General features: G+C 35.8%; 10 protein-coding genes, 3 rRNA genes and 1 riboswitch. Of the genes, 11 read left to right on the top strand and 2 right to left on the bottom strand.

The genetic code is table 11. The features are described 5' to 3' along the window. Positions 1 to 6 precede the first annotated feature (6 nt). On the top strand, positions 7 to 3,213 hold the full coding sequence (gene carB / locus EBB51_RS07400) for a carbamoyl-phosphate synthase large subunit (RefSeq protein ID WP_123053872.1): 3,207 nt from the start codon (positions 7 to 9) through the stop codon (positions 3,211 to 3,213). Between the two features lie 92 nt (positions 3,214 to 3,305). Beyond that, positions 3,306 to 3,482: riboswitch (Lysine riboswitch) on the top strand. 129 nt (positions 3,483 to 3,611) lie between these two features. Beyond that, positions 3,612 to 5,069: an amino acid permease gene (locus tag EBB51_RS07395; RefSeq protein ID WP_123053871.1), complete on the top strand. Its 1,458-nt coding sequence runs from the start codon at positions 3,612 to 3,614 to the stop codon at positions 5,067 to 5,069. 596 nt (positions 5,070 to 5,665) lie between these two features. Here EBB51_RS07395 and EBB51_RS07390 read toward each other — a convergent pair. After that, positions 5,666 to 6,538, bottom strand: a complete 873-nt coding sequence (locus EBB51_RS07390) for a glycerophosphodiester phosphodiesterase family protein (protein WP_190285243.1) — start codon at positions 6,536 to 6,538, stop codon at positions 5,666 to 5,668. A 634-nt stretch (positions 6,539 to 7,172) separates the two neighbouring features. On the opposite strand from EBB51_RS07390, the gene EBB51_RS07385 reads away from it, so the two are divergent. The 7 genes from EBB51_RS07385 (at position 7,173) to EBB51_RS07355 (ending at position 16,670) form a co-directional block, all read left to right on the top strand. Further along, positions 7,173 to 8,685, top strand: a 16S ribosomal RNA gene (locus EBB51_RS07385). A gap of 547 nt (positions 8,686 to 9,232) precedes the next feature. Further along, positions 9,233 to 12,132 (top strand): 23S ribosomal RNA (locus tag EBB51_RS07380). Positions 12,133 to 12,426: 294 nt separating this feature from the next. After that, positions 12,427 to 12,543: ribosomal RNA gene (gene rrf / locus EBB51_RS07375) — 5S ribosomal RNA — on the top strand. Together the 16S, 23S and 5S rRNA genes form the textbook arrangement of a ribosomal RNA operon. A gap of 197 nt (positions 12,544 to 12,740) precedes the next feature. Further along, positions 12,741 to 13,175, top strand: coding sequence for a MarR family transcriptional regulator (locus tag EBB51_RS07370; protein ID WP_123053869.1), 435 nt, complete (start codon positions 12,741 to 12,743; stop codon positions 13,173 to 13,175). A gap of 157 nt (positions 13,176 to 13,332) precedes the next feature. Continuing rightward, on the top strand, positions 13,333 to 13,686 hold the full coding sequence (locus EBB51_RS07365) for a carboxymuconolactone decarboxylase family protein (protein WP_123053868.1): 354 nt from the start codon (positions 13,333 to 13,335) through the stop codon (positions 13,684 to 13,686). A 283-nt stretch (positions 13,687 to 13,969) separates the two neighbouring features. Next, entirely contained in the window at positions 13,970 to 15,682 is a 1,713-nt protein-coding gene (lpdA, locus tag EBB51_RS07360) for a dihydrolipoyl dehydrogenase (RefSeq protein WP_190285242.1), read from the top strand. Continuing rightward, positions 15,672 to 16,670: a lipoate--protein ligase gene (locus tag EBB51_RS07355; RefSeq protein ID WP_347560930.1), complete on the top strand. Its 999-nt coding sequence runs from the start codon at positions 15,672 to 15,674 to the stop codon at positions 16,668 to 16,670. Before lpdA ends, EBB51_RS07355 begins: the two co-directional genes overlap by 11 nt. Before the next feature lie 136 nt (positions 16,671 to 16,806). Here the strand turns inward: EBB51_RS07355 and EBB51_RS13960 are convergent, their stop codons facing one another. Next, positions 16,807 to 16,932: a hypothetical protein gene (locus EBB51_RS13960; protein ID WP_279221768.1), complete on the bottom strand. Its 126-nt coding sequence runs from the start codon at positions 16,930 to 16,932 to the stop codon at positions 16,807 to 16,809. Between the two features lie 115 nt (positions 16,933 to 17,047). Here EBB51_RS13960 and EBB51_RS07345 point away from each other — a divergent pair, with 115 nt between their 5' ends. Further along, positions 17,048 to 19,051 (top strand): FAD-dependent oxidoreductase, encoded by a 2,004-nt coding sequence (locus tag EBB51_RS07345; protein ID WP_123053867.1) that lies wholly within the window; start codon positions 17,048 to 17,050, stop codon positions 19,049 to 19,051. Positions 19,052 to 19,136: 85 nt separating this feature from the next. Further along, on the top strand, positions 19,137 to 19,898 hold the full coding sequence (surE, locus tag EBB51_RS07340; protein ID WP_123053866.1) for a 5'/3'-nucleotidase SurE: 762 nt from the start codon (positions 19,137 to 19,139) through the stop codon (positions 19,896 to 19,898). Positions 19,899 to 19,930: the final 32 nt, after the last annotated feature.

Here is a 19,930-nt window from a genome sequence, read left to right as displayed (position 1 = left end):
ATCAATATGCCATTGAATAAAGATATAAAAAAAGTTTTAGTTATAGGATCGGGGCCAATAGTTATAGGTCAGGCAGCTGAATTTGATTATTCAGGAACTCAAGCTTGTGAAAGCCTTAGAAAAGAAGGAGTCGAAGTTGTACTAATAAACAGCAATCCAGCAACAATAATGACTGATAAAGAAGTAGCAGATAAAATTTATTTGGAGCCTTTAACCTTAGAATTTGCAGAAAAGATTATAAAAAAGGAAAGACCGGATAGTCTTCTGGCTGGAATGGGCGGTCAAACCGGATTAAATTTAGCAGTTGAACTTTATGACAGGGGAATATTAGATAAATACAATGTAAATGTCATAGGAACTTCAATAGAATCAATAAAAAAAGGAGAAGACAGAGAACTCTTTAGGAATATGATGAATGAAATTCACCAGCCTGTAATACAAAGTGAAATAATAACCGATGTTGAAAGTGGAAAAGAATTTGCAAAACAAATAGGATATCCTGTTATAGTAAGACCAGCATATACTTTAGGTGGAACTGGCGGTGGAATAGCAGAAACGGAAGAAGAACTTGAAAAAATTCTTACACTTGGAATTCAGCTTAGCTCAATTGGACAAGTGCTTGTTGAGAAAAGTGTAAAGGGCTGGAAAGAAATAGAATATGAAGTAATGAGGGACAGCTTTGGAAACTGTATAACTGTTTGTAACATGGAAAATATAGATCCTGTTGGAATCCATACTGGAGATAGTATTGTAACTGCACCAAGTCAAACACTTTCAGATAAGGAATATCAAATGCTGAGAACTGCATCCATAGATATAATAAATGCAGTTAAAATAGAAGGAGGATGCAATGTACAATTTGCATTAAATCCGAATTCATTTGAATATGCAGTTATAGAGATAAATCCAAGAGTTAGTCGTTCTTCAGCTTTAGCTTCAAAGGCAACTGGGTATCCAATAGCAAAAGTTGCAGCTAAAATAGCTCTAGGATATGGCTTGGATGAAATAAAAAATGCAGTAACTCAAAAGACATATGCTTGTTTTGAACCATCTCTTGATTATGTAGTAGTAAAAATACCTAAATGGCCTTTTGACAAGTTCCAGGATGCAGATAGATCTCTTGGAACAAAAATGATGGCAACAGGAGAAGTTATGGCCATAGGAAGCAATTTTGAAGAAGCATTTTTAAAGGGTATAAGATCTTTAGAAATTGGAAAATATTCTCTTGAAGATAAGAAGTTTAAGGAATTAAGTACTTCTAACTTGAAGAAGATAGTAATGTCACCTGATGATGAGAGAATGTTTGCACTTGCAGAGATGCTTAGAAGAGATTACCTAGTAGACAAAATTGTTGAGATAACAGGTATAGATAAGTTCTTTGTTGAAAAGTTCAAATGGATAGTTGAAGAAGAGCAAAGATTAAAATTGAGTAAGGTAGATAAATTAGATAAAGATTGGCTTTACAAGTTAAAGAAAAAAGGATTTTCCGATAAGGGTATAGCAGATATACTTAAAATTTCACCTGATGATGTATATAAACTTAGAAATATATGGGACATACAACCAGTATATAAAATGGTAGATACATGTGGTGGAGAATTTGAAGCACTATCGCCATACTATTACTCTACTTATGATGATTATGATGAAGTAGAGGTATCAGATAAAAAGAAAGTTGTGGTAATAGGTTCTGGACCAATAAGAATAGGCCAAGGAGTAGAATTTGACTATGCTTCTGTACACTGTGTAAAAGCTCTTAGAAAACTAGGAATAGAAACTATAATAATAAATAATAATCCTGAAACTGTAAGTACTGATTTTGATATATCAGATAAGTTGTATTTTGAGCCTCTAACTGAAGAGGAAGTATTAAATATAATTAATAAAGAAAAACCTGATGGTGTAATTCTACAATTTGGAGGTCAAACTGCAATCAAACTTGCTAAATTTTTGAAAGAAAAAAATATACCTACATTAGGAACTACAGCTGACCAAATAGATATGGCAGAAGATAGGGAAAAATTTGATGAACTGCTTGAAAAGTTAAATATATCGAGACCAAAAGGACGCGGAGTATGGACTGTAGAAGAAGGACTTGATGAAGCTAGAAAATTAGGATTTCCTGTACTTGTAAGGCCTTCATATGTTTTAGGCGGACGTGGAATGGAGATAACCTACGATGAAGAAGAATTAGTTTATTATTTAACTAATGCATTTAAAAATGACAAGAAAAATCCTATACTTATAGATAAATATCTTATGGGAAGAGAAATAGAAGTTGATGCTATATCCGATGGAGAAGATGTATTGATACCTGGAATAATGGAACATTTGGAAAGGGCAGGTGTACATTCTGGAGATAGTATAACCATGTATCCAAGTCAAAATATAAGTTCAGTTATAAAGGATAAAGTTCTTGAATATACTAGAAAACTTGCACTAGCTATAGGCATAAAGGGAATGATAAATATTCAATTTATAGAATTTGAAGGACAGCTTTATGTTATAGAAGTAAATCCAAGGGCTTCAAGAACTGTGCCGTATATAAGCAAAGTAAGTAAAGTCCCAATAGTTGATATATCAACAAAGGTTATGCTTGGACAAAAGCTTAAGGATTTAGGTTATGGTGTAGGTGTATACAAGACACCAGATTTAGTGTCGGTAAAGGTACCTGTGTTTTCTACTCAAAAGCTTCCAAACGTTGAAATTTGTTTAGGACCTGAAATGAAATCAACCGGAGAAGTACTCGGTGTTGGAAAAGATATATATGAGGCATTATATAAAGGATTTACGGCTGCAGGTATGTTCATAAAGAAAGATAAGGGAACTATACTTGCAACTATAAATGATCATGATAAGGAAGAATTTTTACCTATGGCTAAAAACTTAAGTAAAACAGGTTTTAAATTTATGGCAACTTCAAAAACGGCAGAACTTTTAAGAAATAACAATATAGAAGTTGAAGAAGTTAGAAAACTTAAAGAACCACATCCAAATATAATAGATGTAATTCAAGATGGAAGAGTTGATTTAGTAGTAAATACTCCAACCAAAGGAAATGATTCAAAGAGAGATGGTTTTATTATAAGGAGAGCTGCTATTGAGAGAAATATAGGAGTAATAACTGCATTAGATACATTTAATGCCATGGTAAATGTAAGAATAAGAAATATAGATGAACAAAAGTTAAATGTTTTTGATCTAGCAAATTAAGGTTAAAGTGTACTCTTAAGACATAAATAAATTTAAGATTACATCTTTACTAATTTAAAATTTTAGTGTATAATACTAAATTATAAGTGAATAGCTGGGATAGAGGTGCAGAATTTAATAGTAGAATTGTTGAGGTAAGCACTATGAGACAATTCGAAAGGAAATTTTGCCGAAGCGTACGACAAATGCTTTAATGTCATACAGCTGGGTTTACAGAGAATATTTGTAAAACTGTCACAAATGTAAGTTTGTGGAGCGCTATCATTCAATGTGGAATTATTGTTTAATGTGTAGTGAATACACAACTTTAATGCCCTGAGTGTGTGCTCAGGGCATTTTTTAGTATTATCTTAGTTATTTACTTATCGGAATAAGAAATACCGATAAGGAGGTAAAAAATGGAACAGTTAGAACAAAATTTAGGACAGAAACAAGAAGGAAAACAAAATCTTAAAAGGGGATTAAAATCGAGACATCTTAATATGATTGCAATAGGGGGAGCTATTGGTACAGGAATATTTTTGGCGTTAGGTGATACCATAAGACAAGCTGGGCCGGGTGGTGCACTAGTTGCATATTCATGTATAGGAGTTATGGTATACTTTTTAATGACGGGATTAGGTGAAATGGCAACTCATATGCCTGTAGCAGGTTCATTTGAAGTTTACGCATCTAAGTTTATTGATCCAGCATTGGGATTTGCACTGGGATGGAACTATTGGTACAATTGGGCTATTACTGTTGCAGCTGAAATGGTTGCAGCTTCGCTTATAATGCGATTTTGGTTTCCAAGTGTGCCTTCTGTAAGATGGAGTGCTCTATTTTTAGGAATAATAGTTATTATAAATTTGTTATCAGTAAGAGGTTATGGAGAATCAGAATTCTGGTTTGCAAGTATTAAGGTAGTTACGGTTATAGTATTTATTTTAATTGGTCTTGCAGCTATCTTTGGGATATTTAATGGAAATCCCGTAGGATTTAAAAACTTTACAATAAAGGACGCACCTTTTGTTGGAGGAGTAAAATCTATATTTATGATATTCTTAATAGCAGGATTTTCGTTTCAAGGAACAGAGCTTGTAGGTGTTGCAGCTGGAGAAAGTGAAGACCCAGGTAACAATATACCTAAGGCAATCAATGTAATATTTTGGAGAATATTAATATTTTATATAGGAACAATATTCGTAGTAGGAGCGCTAATACCATATACGGAAGCAGGGGTTCAAACTAGCCCATTTACAATGGTATTTACAAAAATGGGTATTGCCGGAGCTGCATCTTTGATGAACGTTGTAATTTTAACTTCAATTTTATCTGCAGGTAATTCTGGAATGTATGCTTCAACTAGAATGTTATATGCACTAGCTGAATCTGGAAAAGCTCCTAAGTTTCTTGCAAAGGTAAATAAAAGAGGGGTTCCTATAAATTCATTGATAATTACAACTATAATAGCATGTGCATGTTTCTTAACAGGTCTTTATGCAGAAAATACAGTTTATGTATGGTTAGTTGCAGCTTCAGGACTTTCAGGATTTATTGCATGGCTTGGTATAGCGTTATGCCATTATCGTTTCCGTAAAGCTTATGTTGCTCAAGGACTTGACTTAAATAGATTAAAGTATAAAGCAAAATTTTTCCCTGCAGGTCCACTAATAGCATTAGGATTATGTATAATAGTTATTTTAGGACAAGGAATTACTTATTTTGGGGCTTCTCAAGTTGATTGGAAGGGAGTAATCTCAACTTATATTGGTTTACCAATATTTTTGGTTTTATGGATTGCATATAAATTGAAGTATAAGACAAAAGTTATTGATTTAAAAGATGTTGATTTAAAAGATCTTGATTTAAAATAATTGTAATATAGGGTTCCCGATTCAAAACTTAACTCATACTCCGGGATATATTTGCAAACTTCAGCACGTTAAAAAGTTTTAACAGCTCTAAGCTTGTATTTTGAAAATCTAAGTAGATTATATAAACTCGCAAGCTCAGACAATATATAACCTACTAAGATTTTCTAAAATACTTCACTAAGAGCTGTAAAAAACTTTTTAAATGTGCTATCATTTTGCAAATATATCCCTGCGTATGAGTTAAGTTTTAAGTTTAAAGTAAATGTATAGTTATTTTAATTTGCAAATCAACTTACATGCAGGGAAATATATACAGCCTTTGACACTTCACCATTTTACCCAATTACTGCAATTCGTAATATGCTAAAAATGCAAAGCATTTTTTATAGGACAGGATACAGAGCACAGAGGACAGTGAAGGTTGATTTTTTGCTAACGCAAAAAAATCTTTAAATTTATATAAGTTAGCAATGTTTCGCTTTAGCGAAACGAGTTATCAAAAATATAATTAAAGATTTTTCTTAAGCGCAGCGGAGAAAAATCTTATTTCTCTGTCAATTGTCCTCTGTCCTCTGTTTTTATATTACGAATTACAGTTACTCATTAGTTACTGATTGATTTTTATTAAGGTATAATTTCTTTGCATTTAATAATAGTACAGGGTCGTCTGATATTATTCCATTTGGACTATAGTTAGTAAATTTGTACATGGATGGTAGATTATCAACAGTCCAAACATATACCTTTTTATTGTCTTTATGAATTTGTTTAATTAAACGTTTTGTAATAAATTTATCTTCTATACTATAAAAATCTACATTTATTTCTGGTAAGTGCTTCATAGGAGATACTACTATATAGCCTGTCACTATTTTTGGATTTAAAAGTTTTACATGACAAAGTACATTATAGCTCATTGAATGAATGATGCTTCCATTTACTAAATCATATTTTTCCATTAAAGCTACTACATTTTTAGTAAGATCTCTAGTGTTGCCATATGGTTTGATTTCTATGATAAGATTTATCTTTCCTTTACTTTCTATCATGACTTGTTCAAGAGTAGGTATTTTTTCTGGTTTATGTGTCAAAATATTTGGAGGTTTAATTCTTAATCTTTTTACTTGGGCATAAGTAAGATTGTCCACATCAGCATTTTTACCAGTTAATCTTTTTAAATTCTTATCATGTATTAAGACTACTACTCCATCTTTTGTTTCTTGGACATCAATTTCAGCATAATCAAGTTTGTGTTTAATTGAATCCCTTATTCCGGTAATTGAATTTTCAGGATCATCCATGACATATTTTGCTCTATGAGAAATAATTTTTAAATTTTTTAAATTACTGCAGTTAACATAGTAATCATGTTGTTTAGTGGGTTTGATTACATTAAATTTTGATGATGTTAATAAAGATGTAAATATAAAAATAAATACTAGATAAAATAATTTCAATTTTTTGTTCAAGTAAATCCATCCTTTATAGAAATAAAATATGTTATTAGATATATACATAATAATACACTGTACGTGGAATGTGTCAATATTAGATGTTGAAAATTAAAATAATATTTTGACTTTTTAAAAAGGATATGACTTATTCAAATAAAATTGTGATCAAAATTCTAGGGGAATACGCTTTATCACATGAACTAACTCTAATATTTTGCGTAAATTTAAAGTACACTCAACATGGAGTGTCCATATATAAAAAAGTTAGAAAAGCTAAGTAAATTAAAGAATAATGCGTATAGTTTTGGATAATAATAGTATTAAGAAATCCATAGGATAATGAAAGGTGATAAGATAACACATGTCGCTTGAGAGATTCGGGCGGCGAACCAAAAGAGCTTTTAATATGAAAATTAATAACTTTATGAAAGTTAAGAATAATTTTAAAAAAGTTCTTGACAGTTTGAAATTCACATGATAAACTGTAAAAGCTGTTTGAGTGAAACAGCGATGAACCTTGAAAATCAAACAGAGAAGAGAATAATAAACCAGCAATTCTTTTGAAAGCTGTGAAAACAGCTTAAAAGTATAAAAGTAAATGAGCTTAAATTGAACTTGAAACTCTGAAAAGAGTTTATATATAAGAAATTAAATTGAGAGTTTGATCCTGGCTCAGGACGAACGCTGGCGGCGTGCCTAACACATGCAAGTCGAGCGAGAGAAATTCCTTCGGGAATGGATCTAGCGGCGGACGGGTGAGTAACACGTGGGCAACCTGCCTCAAAGAGGGGGATAGCCTCCCGAAAGGGAGATTAATACCGCATAAAGTTATTTTATCGCATGGTAAAATAACCAAAGGAGAAATCCACTTTGAGATGGGCCCGCGGCGCATTAGCTAGTTGGTAAGGTAACGGCTTACCAAGGCAGCGATGCGCAGCCGACCTGAGAGGGTAATCGGCCACATTGGAACTGAGAGACGGTCCAGACTCCTACGGGAGGCAGCAGTGGGGAATATTGCACAATGGGCGAAAGCCTGATGCAGCAACGCCGCGTGGGTGATGAAGGTTTTCGGATTGTAAAGCCCTGTCTTTTGGGACGATAATGACGGTACCAAAGGAGGAAGCCACGGCTAACTACGTGCCAGCAGCCGCGGTAATACGTAGGTGGCGAGCGTTGTCCGGATTTACTGGGCGTAAAGGGTGCGCAGGCGGATATTTAAGTGGGATGTGAAAACCCCGGGCTCAACCTGGGGACTGCATTTCAAACTGGATATCTAGAGTGCAGGAGAGGAAAGCGGAATTCCTAGTGTAGCGGTGAAATGCGTAGAGATTAGGAAGAACACCAGCGGCGAAGGCGGCTTTCTGGACTGTAACTGACGCTGAGGCACGAAAGCGTGGGTAGCAAACAGGATTAGATACCCTGGTAGTCCACGCCGTAAACGATGAGTACTAGGTGTAGGAGGTATCGACCCCTTCTGTGCCGCAGTAAACGCAGTAAGTACTCCGCCTGGGAAGTACGATCGCAAGATTAAAACTCAAAGGAATTGACGGGGGCCCGCACAAGCAGCGGAGCATGTGGTTTAATTCGAAGCAACGCGAAGAACCTTACCTAGACTTGACATCCCCTGAATTACCTGTAATTAGGGAAGCCCTTCGGGGCAGGGAGACAGGTGGTGCATGGTTGTCGTCAGCTCGTGTCGTGAGATGTTAGGTTAAGTCCTGCAACGAGCGCAACCCTTATCATTAGTTGCTACCATTAAGTTGAGCACTCTAGTGAGACTGCCCGGGTTAACCGGGAGGAAGGTGGGGATGACGTCAAATCATCATGCCCCTTATGTCTAGGGCTACACACGTGCTACAATGGTGAATACAGAGAGATGCAAACCCGCGAGGGTGAGCCAAACTTCAAAATTCACCTCAGTTCGGATTGCAGGCTGAAACCCGCCTGCATGAAGCTGGAGTTGCTAGTAATCGCGAATCAGAATGCCGCGGTGAATGCGTTCCCGGGCCTTGTACACACCGCCCGTCACACCATGAGAGTTGGCAACACCCGAAGTCCGTGGGGCAACCGTAAGGGGCCAGCGGCCGAAGGTGGGGTTAATAATTGGGGTGAAGTCGTAACAAGGTAGCCGTAGGAGAACCTGCGGCTGGATCACCTCCTTTCTAAGGAGTCGTAAGATAGTTAATTCTATCTTAAAAGACTGGTTTTATTATACTCTGTTTGATTTTGAGGGGTTAAAAACTTAAATAGTTTTTAACGCATAATTTAGCTAAACGAAGTTTAGAGTTAAAATTATGCCGGGCCGAAAGGCTAAACCTAAATAGTTTTTAACAGATAATGAATTAATTATCTGTCATCACTCTCAAAATTGTTCTTTGAAAATTGCACAGAGAAAATAAGTTAAAAGTAAAGCATATTCATGTATATTTATTCCAAAAAGAATATTTATACTGAATAAAGATTAATATAATTAATCGTACTTTGTAGAATTAAAAGATTCTTATAGTTATAGTTGGTGTAATAATATATCAACTAACAAACAAAAATTAATAATAGTGTATAACTTATTATTAATGAAATAAAAATTGATAGAAACGAACAGTACAAGGAAATGCCTGAGCGAGGAACGGAGCTTACTTAAGGTAAGTGAGTACTGCAGGGATGGCATTGACGCAGTAATGTGAAGTTTATAGCAATTTTTAACTTAAAGGTCAAGCTACAAAGGGCGCATGGTGAATGCCATGGCACCAGGAGTCGAAGAAGGACGTGATAAGCTGCGATAAGCTTCGGGTAGGCGCAAATAGCCTGTGATCCGGAGATTTCCGAATGGGGAAACCCACATGACTAACGTCATGTACTTTAAACTGAATTCATAGGTTTATAGAGACAAACCCGGGGAACTGAAACATCTAAGTACCCGGAGGAAGAGAAAGAAAAATCGATTTCTTAAGTAGCGGCGAGCGAAAGAGAAAGAGCCCAAACCAGGAACTTGTTCCTGGGGTTGCGGGTAGATCATAAACACTTTTATTTCCTAATTGAAGAGAGCTGGAAGGCTCCGCCGCAGAAGGTAAAAGCCCTGTAAATAAAAAGAAATTTAAGTTAGATCTATTCCAGAGTACCACGAGACACGTGAAACCTTGTGGGAAGCTGGGAGGACCACCTCCCAAGGCTAAATACTACCTGGTGACCGATAGTGAAGCAGTACCGTGAGGGAAAGGTGAAAAGAACCCCGGAAGGGGAGTGAAATAGAACCTGAAACCGTGTGTCCACAACCGGTCGAAGCACATTTAAGTGCGACGGCGTGCTTTTTGTAGAACGAGCCAGCGAGTTGCGGTATGCAGCAAGGTTAAATACTTAAGGTATGGAGCCGAAGGGAAACCGAGTCTGAATAGGGCGACTAGTTGCATGCTGCAGACCCGAAACCGAGTGACCTATCCATGGACAGGATGAAGCGGAAGTAAAATTCCGTGGAGGTCCGAACCGCGTTGGTGTTGAAAAACCATGGGATGAGCTGTGGATAGCGGAGAAATTCCAATCGAACTCGGAGATAGCTGGTTCTCCTCGAAATAGCTTTAGGGCTAGCGTCGAGATTGAGTAATGGAGGTAGAGCACTGAATAGGCTAAGGGCTGAAAACAGTTACTGAATCTTATCAAACTCCGAATGCCATATACTCGTATCTCGGCAGTCAGACTGCGAATGATAAGATCCGCGGTCAAAAGGGAAACAGCCCAGATCATCAGCTAAGGTCCCAAAGTGTAAGTTAAGTGGTAAAGGATGTGGGATTTCTAAGACAACTAGGATGTTGGCTTAGAAGCAGCCACTCATTTAAAGAGTGCGTAATAGCTCACTAGTCGAGAGATCCTGCGCCGAAAATGTCCGGGGCTAAAACTTACCACCGAAGCTATGGACTCGAAAGAGTGGTAGAGGAGCTTCCTGTATGGATTGAAGCTGTACCGTAAGGAGCGGTGGACTGTACAGGAGTGAGTATGCTGGCATAAGTAGCGAGAAATAAGTGAGAATCTTATTGGTCGAAAACCTAAGGTTTCCTGGGGAAGGCTCGTCTTCCCAGGGTTAGTCGGGACCTAAGCCGAGGCCGAAAGGCGTAGGTGATGGACAATTGGCTGACATTCCAATACCGCCAGCTTCCATTTGACAGATGGGATGACGCAGGAGGATAGGATGTGCACACTGTTGGATGTGTGTCTAAGTACTTAGACGTGCCCAGAAGGTAAATCCGCTGGGATTAGTTGAGGTGTTACAGGGATTTCTTTTCTAAGAAAGAAGTATCCGATTCCACGCTGCCAAGAAAAGTCTCTATGGAGGAAACTGGTGCCCGTACCGCAAACCGACACAGGTAGGTGAGGAGAGAATCCTAAGACCATCGGAAGAATTGCTGTTAAGGAACTCGGCAAATTGACCCCGTAACTTCGGGATAAGGGGTGCCGTCCTTACGGACGGCCGCAGAGAATAGGCCCAAGCAACTGTTTAGCAAAAACACAGGTCTCTGCTAAAGCGAAAGCTGAAGTATAGGGGCTGACGCCTGCCCGGTGCTGGAAGGTTAAGGGGAATACTTAGCACAAGCGAAGGTATGAACTTAAGCCCCAGTAAACGGCGGCCGTAACTATAACGGTCCTAAGGTAGCGAAATTCCTTGTCGGGTAAGTTCCGACCCGCACGAATGGCGTAATGATTTGGGCACTGTCTCAACAGCAAATCCGGCGAAATTGTAGTGCAAGTGAAGATGCTTGCTACCCGCAGTTGGACGGAAAGACCCCGTAGAGCTTTACTGCAGCTTAACATTGAGTTTCGGTATTGTCTGTACAGGATAGGTGGGAGACTTAGAAACTAGGGCGTCAGCCCTAGCGGAGTCATCCTTGGGATACCACCCTGACAGTACTGAGATTCTAACTGGAGGCCATGAAACTGGCCACGGGACATTGTTAGGCGGGCAGTTTGACTGGGGCGGTCGCCTCCTAAAAAGTAACGGAGGCGCCCAAAGGTTCCCTCAGAACGGTTAGAAATCGTTCGAAGAGTGCAAAGGCAGAAGGGAGCCTGACTGCGACACATACAGGTGGAGCAGGGACGAAAGTCGGGCTTAGTGATCCGGTGGTACCTCGTGGGAGGGCCATCGCTCAACGGATAAAAGCTACCTCGGGGATAACAGGCTGATCTCCCCCAAGAGTCCACATCGACGGGGAGGTTTGGCACCTCGATGTCGGCTCGTCGCATCCTGGGGCTGAAGTAGGTCCCAAGGGTTGGGCCGTTCGCCCATTAAAGCGGCACGCGAGCTGGGTTCAGAACGTCGTGAGACAGTTCGGTCCCTATCCGCTGCGGGCGCAGGAAATTTGAGAGGAGCTGTCCTTAGTACGAGAGGACCGGGATGGACTGACCTCTGGTGTACCAGTTGTTCCGCCAGGAGCACGGCTGGGTAGCTATGTCGGGACGGGATAAACGCTGAAAGCATCTAAGCGTGAAGCCCACCTCAAGATTAGATTTCCCATAGCGCAAGCTAGTAAGACCCCTTGAAGAACACAAGGTTGATAGGTCAGAGGTGTAAGCATGGCAACATGTTCAGCTGACTGATACTAATAGGTCGAGGGCTTGACCAAATTAACTTAAATCATTTAATTTGACTTTTAACTTAACTGTGCAATTTTGAGAGATTAAAAGTCTAAATGACTTTTAATGGGTAATTTAGCCGCGGCAGCAGCGTTAAAAATTACCCAGTACAATGTAAATTGAATTTTTCAAATAAAGTATCAATTAAGAAATTAAAAATTGATAGAAGCGAACAGTACAAGGAAAAACTTGAACGAGGAGCGGAGTTTACTATAATGTAAATGAGCACCGCAGAGAGAATTTTGAAGCAGTATTGAGAAGTTTATAGCAATTTTTAAACTAAATCTGGTAGTTATGACGTAAAGGCAACACTCCTTCCCATACCGAACAGGTAGGTTAAGCTTTACAGTGCCGATGGTACTTCAGGGGAGACCCTGCGGGAGAGTAGGTCGCTGCCAGGTGAGTAAAAAAGGGCACTAAGTATTATACTTAGTGCCTTTTTTTATGATATAATTATATAAGGATGAATGTACGATTTGGTTTTGAATGGTTTCAAAGGTTTTTGGAAAAATGCGAAATTTTAAAATTAAGAAATAAAAAAATGAAAGGGGAAACTACTCGTTAATATTTGTCCATATTTTGAGTAGAAGAGATTTAAATGTTTGATGTGGATACCTGTGTGTGCTTTATTACAAATAAAGTTTCTAAGAAGATGGCAGATAAGATGAATGAAAGATTAATGTTAGTTGGATCTACAAGAGTTCAGTGGCTTGTTATGTATTATTTGTTAAAGGACGGTCAGATGAGTCAAAGTGACCTGGCTAAAAAAATGAATATAAAGGATTCTACTGTTGTTAGATTAATAGATAGAATAGAAAAAGACGAATTTATAAAAAGAGTTAAAAATTCTAAAGATAGGAGAATTACTTATGTGACATTGACTGAAAAGGGCAAAAAGAGAATTGAGGAATTACTTTCTGTTGGAGAGGAAATGAGCAAGGTTTTTTCTAAGAACATAAGTGATGAAGAATTTGAAGTTTTTAATAGAGTTTTAAAGAAAATGGCTGAAAATGCTGAAAATACGGAAATTTAATGAAGTTTGCCGTACTCAACAATAAATTAAAGATGCTGATGTTTTATCAGCATCTTAATTTATTGTTGAAAATATTATAATGAGATATTGAAATATACTAAAATATTTGCTATACTAATAGTTGGTAAGACAATTATCTTAAAGGAGGAGTTTAATAATGGCAAAAAATCCAAGAGAACTTTTGAATAGTTTTACAGGAGGTTTACAAAGTTTAAGACAAACTAATGGTGAGCAAGTAGATGCTTTTATGAATCTTTTAGGAGCTGCTTACAAACCAGGTGCTCTTGATACAAAGACAAAAGAATTAATGAGTGTGGCAATTGCTGCATACAATAGATGTGAATACTGCATAACTTTTCACGTTTATAAGGCTTTAGAAGCAGGTGCAACTAGAGAAGAAATATTGGAATCAGCTATGGTTGCAGTAGCTTTTGGCGGAGGTCCATCAATGGCATATAGTGTAACTTTAGTAAAAGATTCAATTGATGAATTCGAAAAGGATTTTAAATAGGATTAATTAAAATAAAAAAGAGCCTATGCTAAAATGAGAAATTGCTGTAATATATTTTCTATTTTTGTAAATTGGCTAAAAAACAAAAGTTACTATCGATTTTATAATTTGACGGTGACTTTTGTTTTTTAATGCCCGTAAAATTGAATCAGTAAATTTTTTAAAATCAGTAAAGGAATTTTTATCTGGAGTAGTTATAAATGTAAAATATATACGTTGAAATATATCAAGTTATTTGCTATACTAATAGTTAGCATAACATACAATTATTTAGGAGGTTAATATGGAGATAAACGTTAATATGGGAAATGTATTAGGATATAGTAAAGAGGCTCAAATTACAAAAATATATAAAAAAGAAGGTGATACTGTAAAGGTAGGAGATGTTATTTTTGATTCTGAAGCAGGAAAGGGAAGTGCTTCAGTAAAATCTGAAGTAGAAGGAAAAGTTGTTAGTATAAAAGTTAAAGCTGGCGATAAAGTAGGTGCAGACACAGTATTGGCAGTAGTTGAAGGAGAAAAAGTTGAAACAAGCCCAAGTAAAACAAAAGGTGAATTCAACTATTTTGCAAATATATTAAAACCTTTAAAAGAAGAAGTTGAAGCAGATATCACAATAATAGGCGGCGGACCAGGTGGATATGTTGCAGCAATAGAAGCAGCAAAAATGGGAGCTAAAGTTGTTGTTATTGAAAAAGATAAGGTAGGAGGAACTTGCTTAAATTGGGGCTGTATACCAACCAAAACTCTTGTACGTTCTGCTGAAGTATATGAATTATTAAAAAGAGCAGAAGAATTTGGATGCTTTGCAGAAGATGCAGGAGTTGACATTAAAAAAGTTATTTCAAGAAAAGACAAAGTTGTAGAACAACTTGTACAAGGAATAGAGTATCTTTTGTCAAAAAACGGCATAAGGTCTATAAATGGAAATGCTAAAATATTAGACAAAAATACAATAGCTGTTAAGGAAAAAATGACTGACATAACTATAAATTCAAAAAATATAATAATTGCTACAGGTTCAGTATCTAGTTCCTTAAGAATTCCTGGTGCAGACCTTAAAAATGTAATGGATAGTAAAGGTGCTTTATCAATAAACAATTTACCTAAAAAGTTAGTTGTAATTGGCGGCGGAGTTATTGGAATGGAGTTTGCATATATTTTTGCTGACTTTGGTGCAGACGTTTCAGTAGTTGAATATTTTGATGAATGCTTGATTAATTGTGATAAGGATATATGCAGTGAAAATGCTAAGAATGCAGCAGCTAAAGGTATTAAATTATATACAGGCGCTAAAGTAGAGGAGATTATTAAGGCTGAAGGAGAAGAGTGTTTAGTTGTATTTACTCAAAATGGAAGGAAAAAGTATATTTCTACAGAAAAGGTTCTTATGGCTGTAGGTAGAGCTCCACATTTTGAAGGTTTAGGCGTAGAAGATTTAGGTGTAGAATTAAATGCTAATAAAAGAGGAATAAAAGTAAACAGCAAAATGCAAACAAATATACCTAATATTTATGCAATTGGTGATGTTACAAATGTCATGCAGCTTGCCCACGTTGCTTCACATCAGGGAATAGTTGCTGTAAATAATATTATGGGTGAAGATTGTGAAATGGACTATGGAGTTGTACCAGCTGCGATATTTACACAACCGGAAATTGCAATGGTAGGTGTATCAGAAAAGAGTGCAGAAAAAGAAGGTTTAGATATAGAAGTTGGAAAATTTCCGTTTTCAGCTAATGGTAAGGTCCTAGCTTTTGGAGAAAACAGCGGCTTTATTAAATTAATAAAAGATAAGGAAACAGGTAGAGTTATAGGTGGTAGTATTATTGGAATTCATGCAACTGATTTAATAGGTGAGATAACTTTAGCTGTAAAGAATAATTTAACAGCAAAACAGATAGTTGAAACTATACATGCTCATCCTACAACTAGTGAAGTAATACATGAAGCAGCTCTTGCTTTAGAAGGAGGGGCAATACATTTTGCTCAATAAAAATATGGATACAAAAATAATTCAGTCTTCAAGTCATGATCCTTGGTATAACTTATCTATAGAAGAATATTTATTTAATAATGTTAAGGATAACGAAGTAATACTCTATTTATGGCAGAATAAAAATACAGTTGTTATTGGAAGAAACCAAAATCCTTGGAAAGAGTGTCGATATAAACAATTGGAAGATGAAGGAGGAAAACTTGCTAGAAGACTTTCTGGTGGGGGAACTGTTTACCATGATTTGGGCAACCTAAATTTTACTTTTATTATGCATGAAAAGTTATACGATTTGCAAAATCAACTTAAAGTTATTTTAGAAGGAGTAAAAAAGTTAGGCGTTGATGCAAGATTTAGTGGAAGAAATGACATTGTTTATAAAGATAAAAAGTTTTCTGGAAATGCATTTTACTTTGATAATGGTCGGTCATATCATCATGGAACGATGTTAATAAATGTTGATTTTTCAAAACTTTCTAGATACCTTCAGGTTTCAAAGGAAAAAATAATTTCAAAAGGTATTAATTCGGTTCAATCTAGGGTTATAAATCTTTCTGATATAAATAAAACTATAACAATAGATAAAGCAGCAGCAGAATTAAAAAGCAGCTTTAATAAAATTTATGGAATGAGTTCTGAGTACTATATAGATGTAAATTTAGATAATGATGAATTTAAAAAGTTATATGAAAAGTATAGTTCATGGGAATGGAGATATGGTGAGACTCCAGAATTTGATGTAATTTTTGACAGAAGGTTTTCATGGGGAGGAATAGAGTTAGGATTGCAGCTTAATAATGGATATATAACAGAGGCAAAAGTATATTCAGATGCAATGGATCCTCATTTTATTAATAATATTTCAATTGAATTAAAAGGTAAGTTATTTGATAAAAGAACAATTTTAAAAGTTATTGATAATATACACTGTAAAGAACTAAACATTGTTAATGACCTGAAAAATTGGATAGATACATTACAGATTTAAGATAATAGATTGCAGCTTAACTTACAGTCTGGGAAATACATACAGCCTTTGATACTGTAAAAACTTTTTCAAGAAATATGGCGACTAAAAAAACCTTCTTATAGAAGATTTTTAAAATCGTCATATTTTTATGCCCTTATCTGCGATGATATAAATTTTTTTGCTCTAATTCTTTTGTAGGTTTTATGAGTTCTGTATCAAGGAGATTTTTTATACTTGTATATAATGATGCAGGACCTATTGAAAACTTATCTCCTGACATTTTTCAACTGTTTTCATAATCAGATAACCATGTTTGGGTTTGATTAAAGAAATTTGTTAATAATGTTCTAACTTTAATAATATAATTAAATATAAAATGATGGAGGTAAATTGCTATGAAAAATAATTCATTGTTCCAACCTATTAAAATAGGAAAATTAGAGATAAAAAATAAAATATCAATGGCACCTATGGGGGCTTTTGGACTTGTAGATAATGAAGGCTGCTATAATCAAAGAGCTGTCGATTATTATGTAGAAAGGGCTAAAGGAGGTACAGGTCTTATTGTAACAAGTATTACCAAGGTCGAAAATGAATTAGACAAAATTGTGCCAGGCATAGCTCCAATTGTTTCAATAAATCCAGGAAGATTTTTGATGACATCCTCAGAAATGACAGAAAGGGTGCATGCTTATGGTTCAAAAATATTTTTGCAATTGACAATGGGATTTGGAAGAAGTGGAGCACCAGGAACACTTTTAGCGTCTCAACCTGTGTCTGCTTCAGACATTCCAAATTATTGGGATCCAACTGTTACTTGCAGAGCACTTACCACTTCAGAAGTAGAATGGATAGTTTTAAAGTTTATTGAAAGTGCTGAAATTGCACAAAAAGCAGGTTTCGATGGTGTTGAAATACATGCTGTACATGAAGGTTACTTACTTGATCAGTTTGCACTTTCAATATTCAATAGAAGAACAGATAAATACGGTGGAGATTTAAGAGGAAGACTTCAGCTTCCTATAGAAATAGTTCAAGGAATAAAGGCTAGGGCAGGAGAAGATTTCCCTGTAGGTTTGAGATATAGTGTAAAGAGTTGTATAAAGGATTGGAGACAGGGCGGACTTCCGGAAGAAAAGTATCTTGAAAAAGGTCGTGATCTAAAAGAAGGTCTTGAAGCAGCAAAAATTCTTGAAGAAGCGGGATATGATGAACTCAATACAGATGTAGGAACTTATGATGCATGGTATTGGTCTCATCCACCTATTTATCAAAAGGATGGGTTATATTTACCTTATACTAAAGAACTTAAAAAGGTTGTAAAAATTCCAGTTATAGTTGCAGGAAAATTAGGTGTACCTGAAACTGCAGAAAAAGCCCTTGATGATGGAGCTGCAGACATGATTGGACTTGGAAGACCACTTTTAACAGATCCATACTGGCCTAAAAAGGTTCTCTCAAATTGCGAAGAAAGGATTCGTCCTTGTATTGGATGTCACACTGGATGTCTTGGAAGAGGATTTGAAGGAAAACCTTTAAGCTGTGCGGTAAATCCAGCTGCTGGAAGAGAAAGATATTATGAAATAAAGCCTGTAACTACTCCTAGAAAAGTAATGGTAGTAGGTGGAGGAGTTGCTGGAATGGAGGCAGCTAGAATAGCAAAGATGAGAGGACATGATGTTACAATTTACGAAAGTACGGATAAACTTGGAGGAGTAATTATACCGGGTTCAGTACCTGATTTCAAAGTAGATGATAGAAGATTAATTGGATGGTATAAAAATGAGATAAAGGAACTTAAAGTTAACATTGTATTTGATACAAAGGTAACAGAAGAACTTGTAGAAAAAGAAAAACCAGATGTAGTTATTATTGCAGCTGGGGCAAAAGAAATTAAAATTAACGTACCTGGAATAGAAGAGGATAAAGTTGTAACAGCTATAGAACTTTTAAACGGCACTAAAAAAGTTGGCGAGAATGTACTTATGGTAGGTGGTGGACTTGTAGGCTGCGAAGCTGCACTTTATCTTGCAAAGCAAGGTAAAAAAGTTACTATTGTTGAAGCAAAAGATAAAATATTAAGTGCGGGAAAACCAATTCCACATATGAATAAAATTATGCTTATTGACCTTTTGAATATGTACAATGTAAAAGTTGTTACAAATAATTCTTTAATAGAAGTAACAGATGATGGTGCAGTAATCATTGATAATAAATTTAAAAAACAAAACGTGTCTGCAGATACTGTTGCAATTGCTGTTGGATTTAAATCAAACAGAGAATTGTACAACAAGCTTAACGGAAAAATAGCTGATTTATATATGGTTGGAGATGCATATAAGGCTGCAAATATAATGGATGCAATTTGGAGTGCCAACGAAGTTGGACTTAACTTATAAAAGTAGATATAGCCTCATATACTATTTTATTAGATATATGTGGTAAAATAGTATTAAAATCAGTTTATAATTGTGGAGGTAACTTATGAGATTATTATTGACTAATGATGATGGAATTAATGCTAAAGGTATATATGCTTTAGCTAAGGAACTGGAAAAAAATCATGAATTAATTATTGCTGCACCTGACAGCGAGAGAAGTGCAAGCAGTCATTCTATAACTATAAGGAAGACCTTATTTGTTAAACAAGTACAGCTTGAAGGATTAAAGTCAAAAGCTTATAGTTTAAGTGGTACACCTGCAGATTGTGTAAAATTTGCAGTAGATAAGTTTGCAGATGAAAAAATAGATATGGTTTTATCCGGAATTAACAATGGACTTAATGTAGGAATGGATGTACTCTATTCTGGTACAGTTTCTGCTGCTATAGAAGCTGCTAGTAATAATGTGCCATCAATGGCAGTATCTTTGGAAGTTAAAAATGGAATTGAAGGAGATTATGAAGTCGCAGCGGAATATGCTGCAAAAGTATTAGAAAAAGTTAAATACAAATTTTTAAAGAATAATGTGGTGCTTAACTTAAATATACCTTTTTTACCACCAGAAAAAATAAAGGGTATTAAGGTATGTAGAATTGGTGGAAGAAGTTTTTGTGGATACTTTACAGAAGTTGATTCACAAGGTGAAGACAGGGGCTTTAAATTACAATCTAAGGTAAATGATTTACATGATGATGATACAGATGTATATTTTATAAAACAAGGATATGCTGCTTTAACACCACTTCATTATGACTTCACAAATTTTAAATTACTTGAAGAAGCTAACAAAATTTTTAATAAGTAAAATATAATTATCAGTTATGGGAAACTATATAC

It is taken from the genome of Clostridium sp. JN-1, from assembly GCF_003718715.1.
Lineage (GTDB): Bacteria > Bacillota > Clostridia > Clostridiales > Clostridiaceae > Clostridium_AV.
Note: the sequence above shows the minus strand (reverse complement) of the source record. Positions and strands in the feature narration are given on the sequence as shown.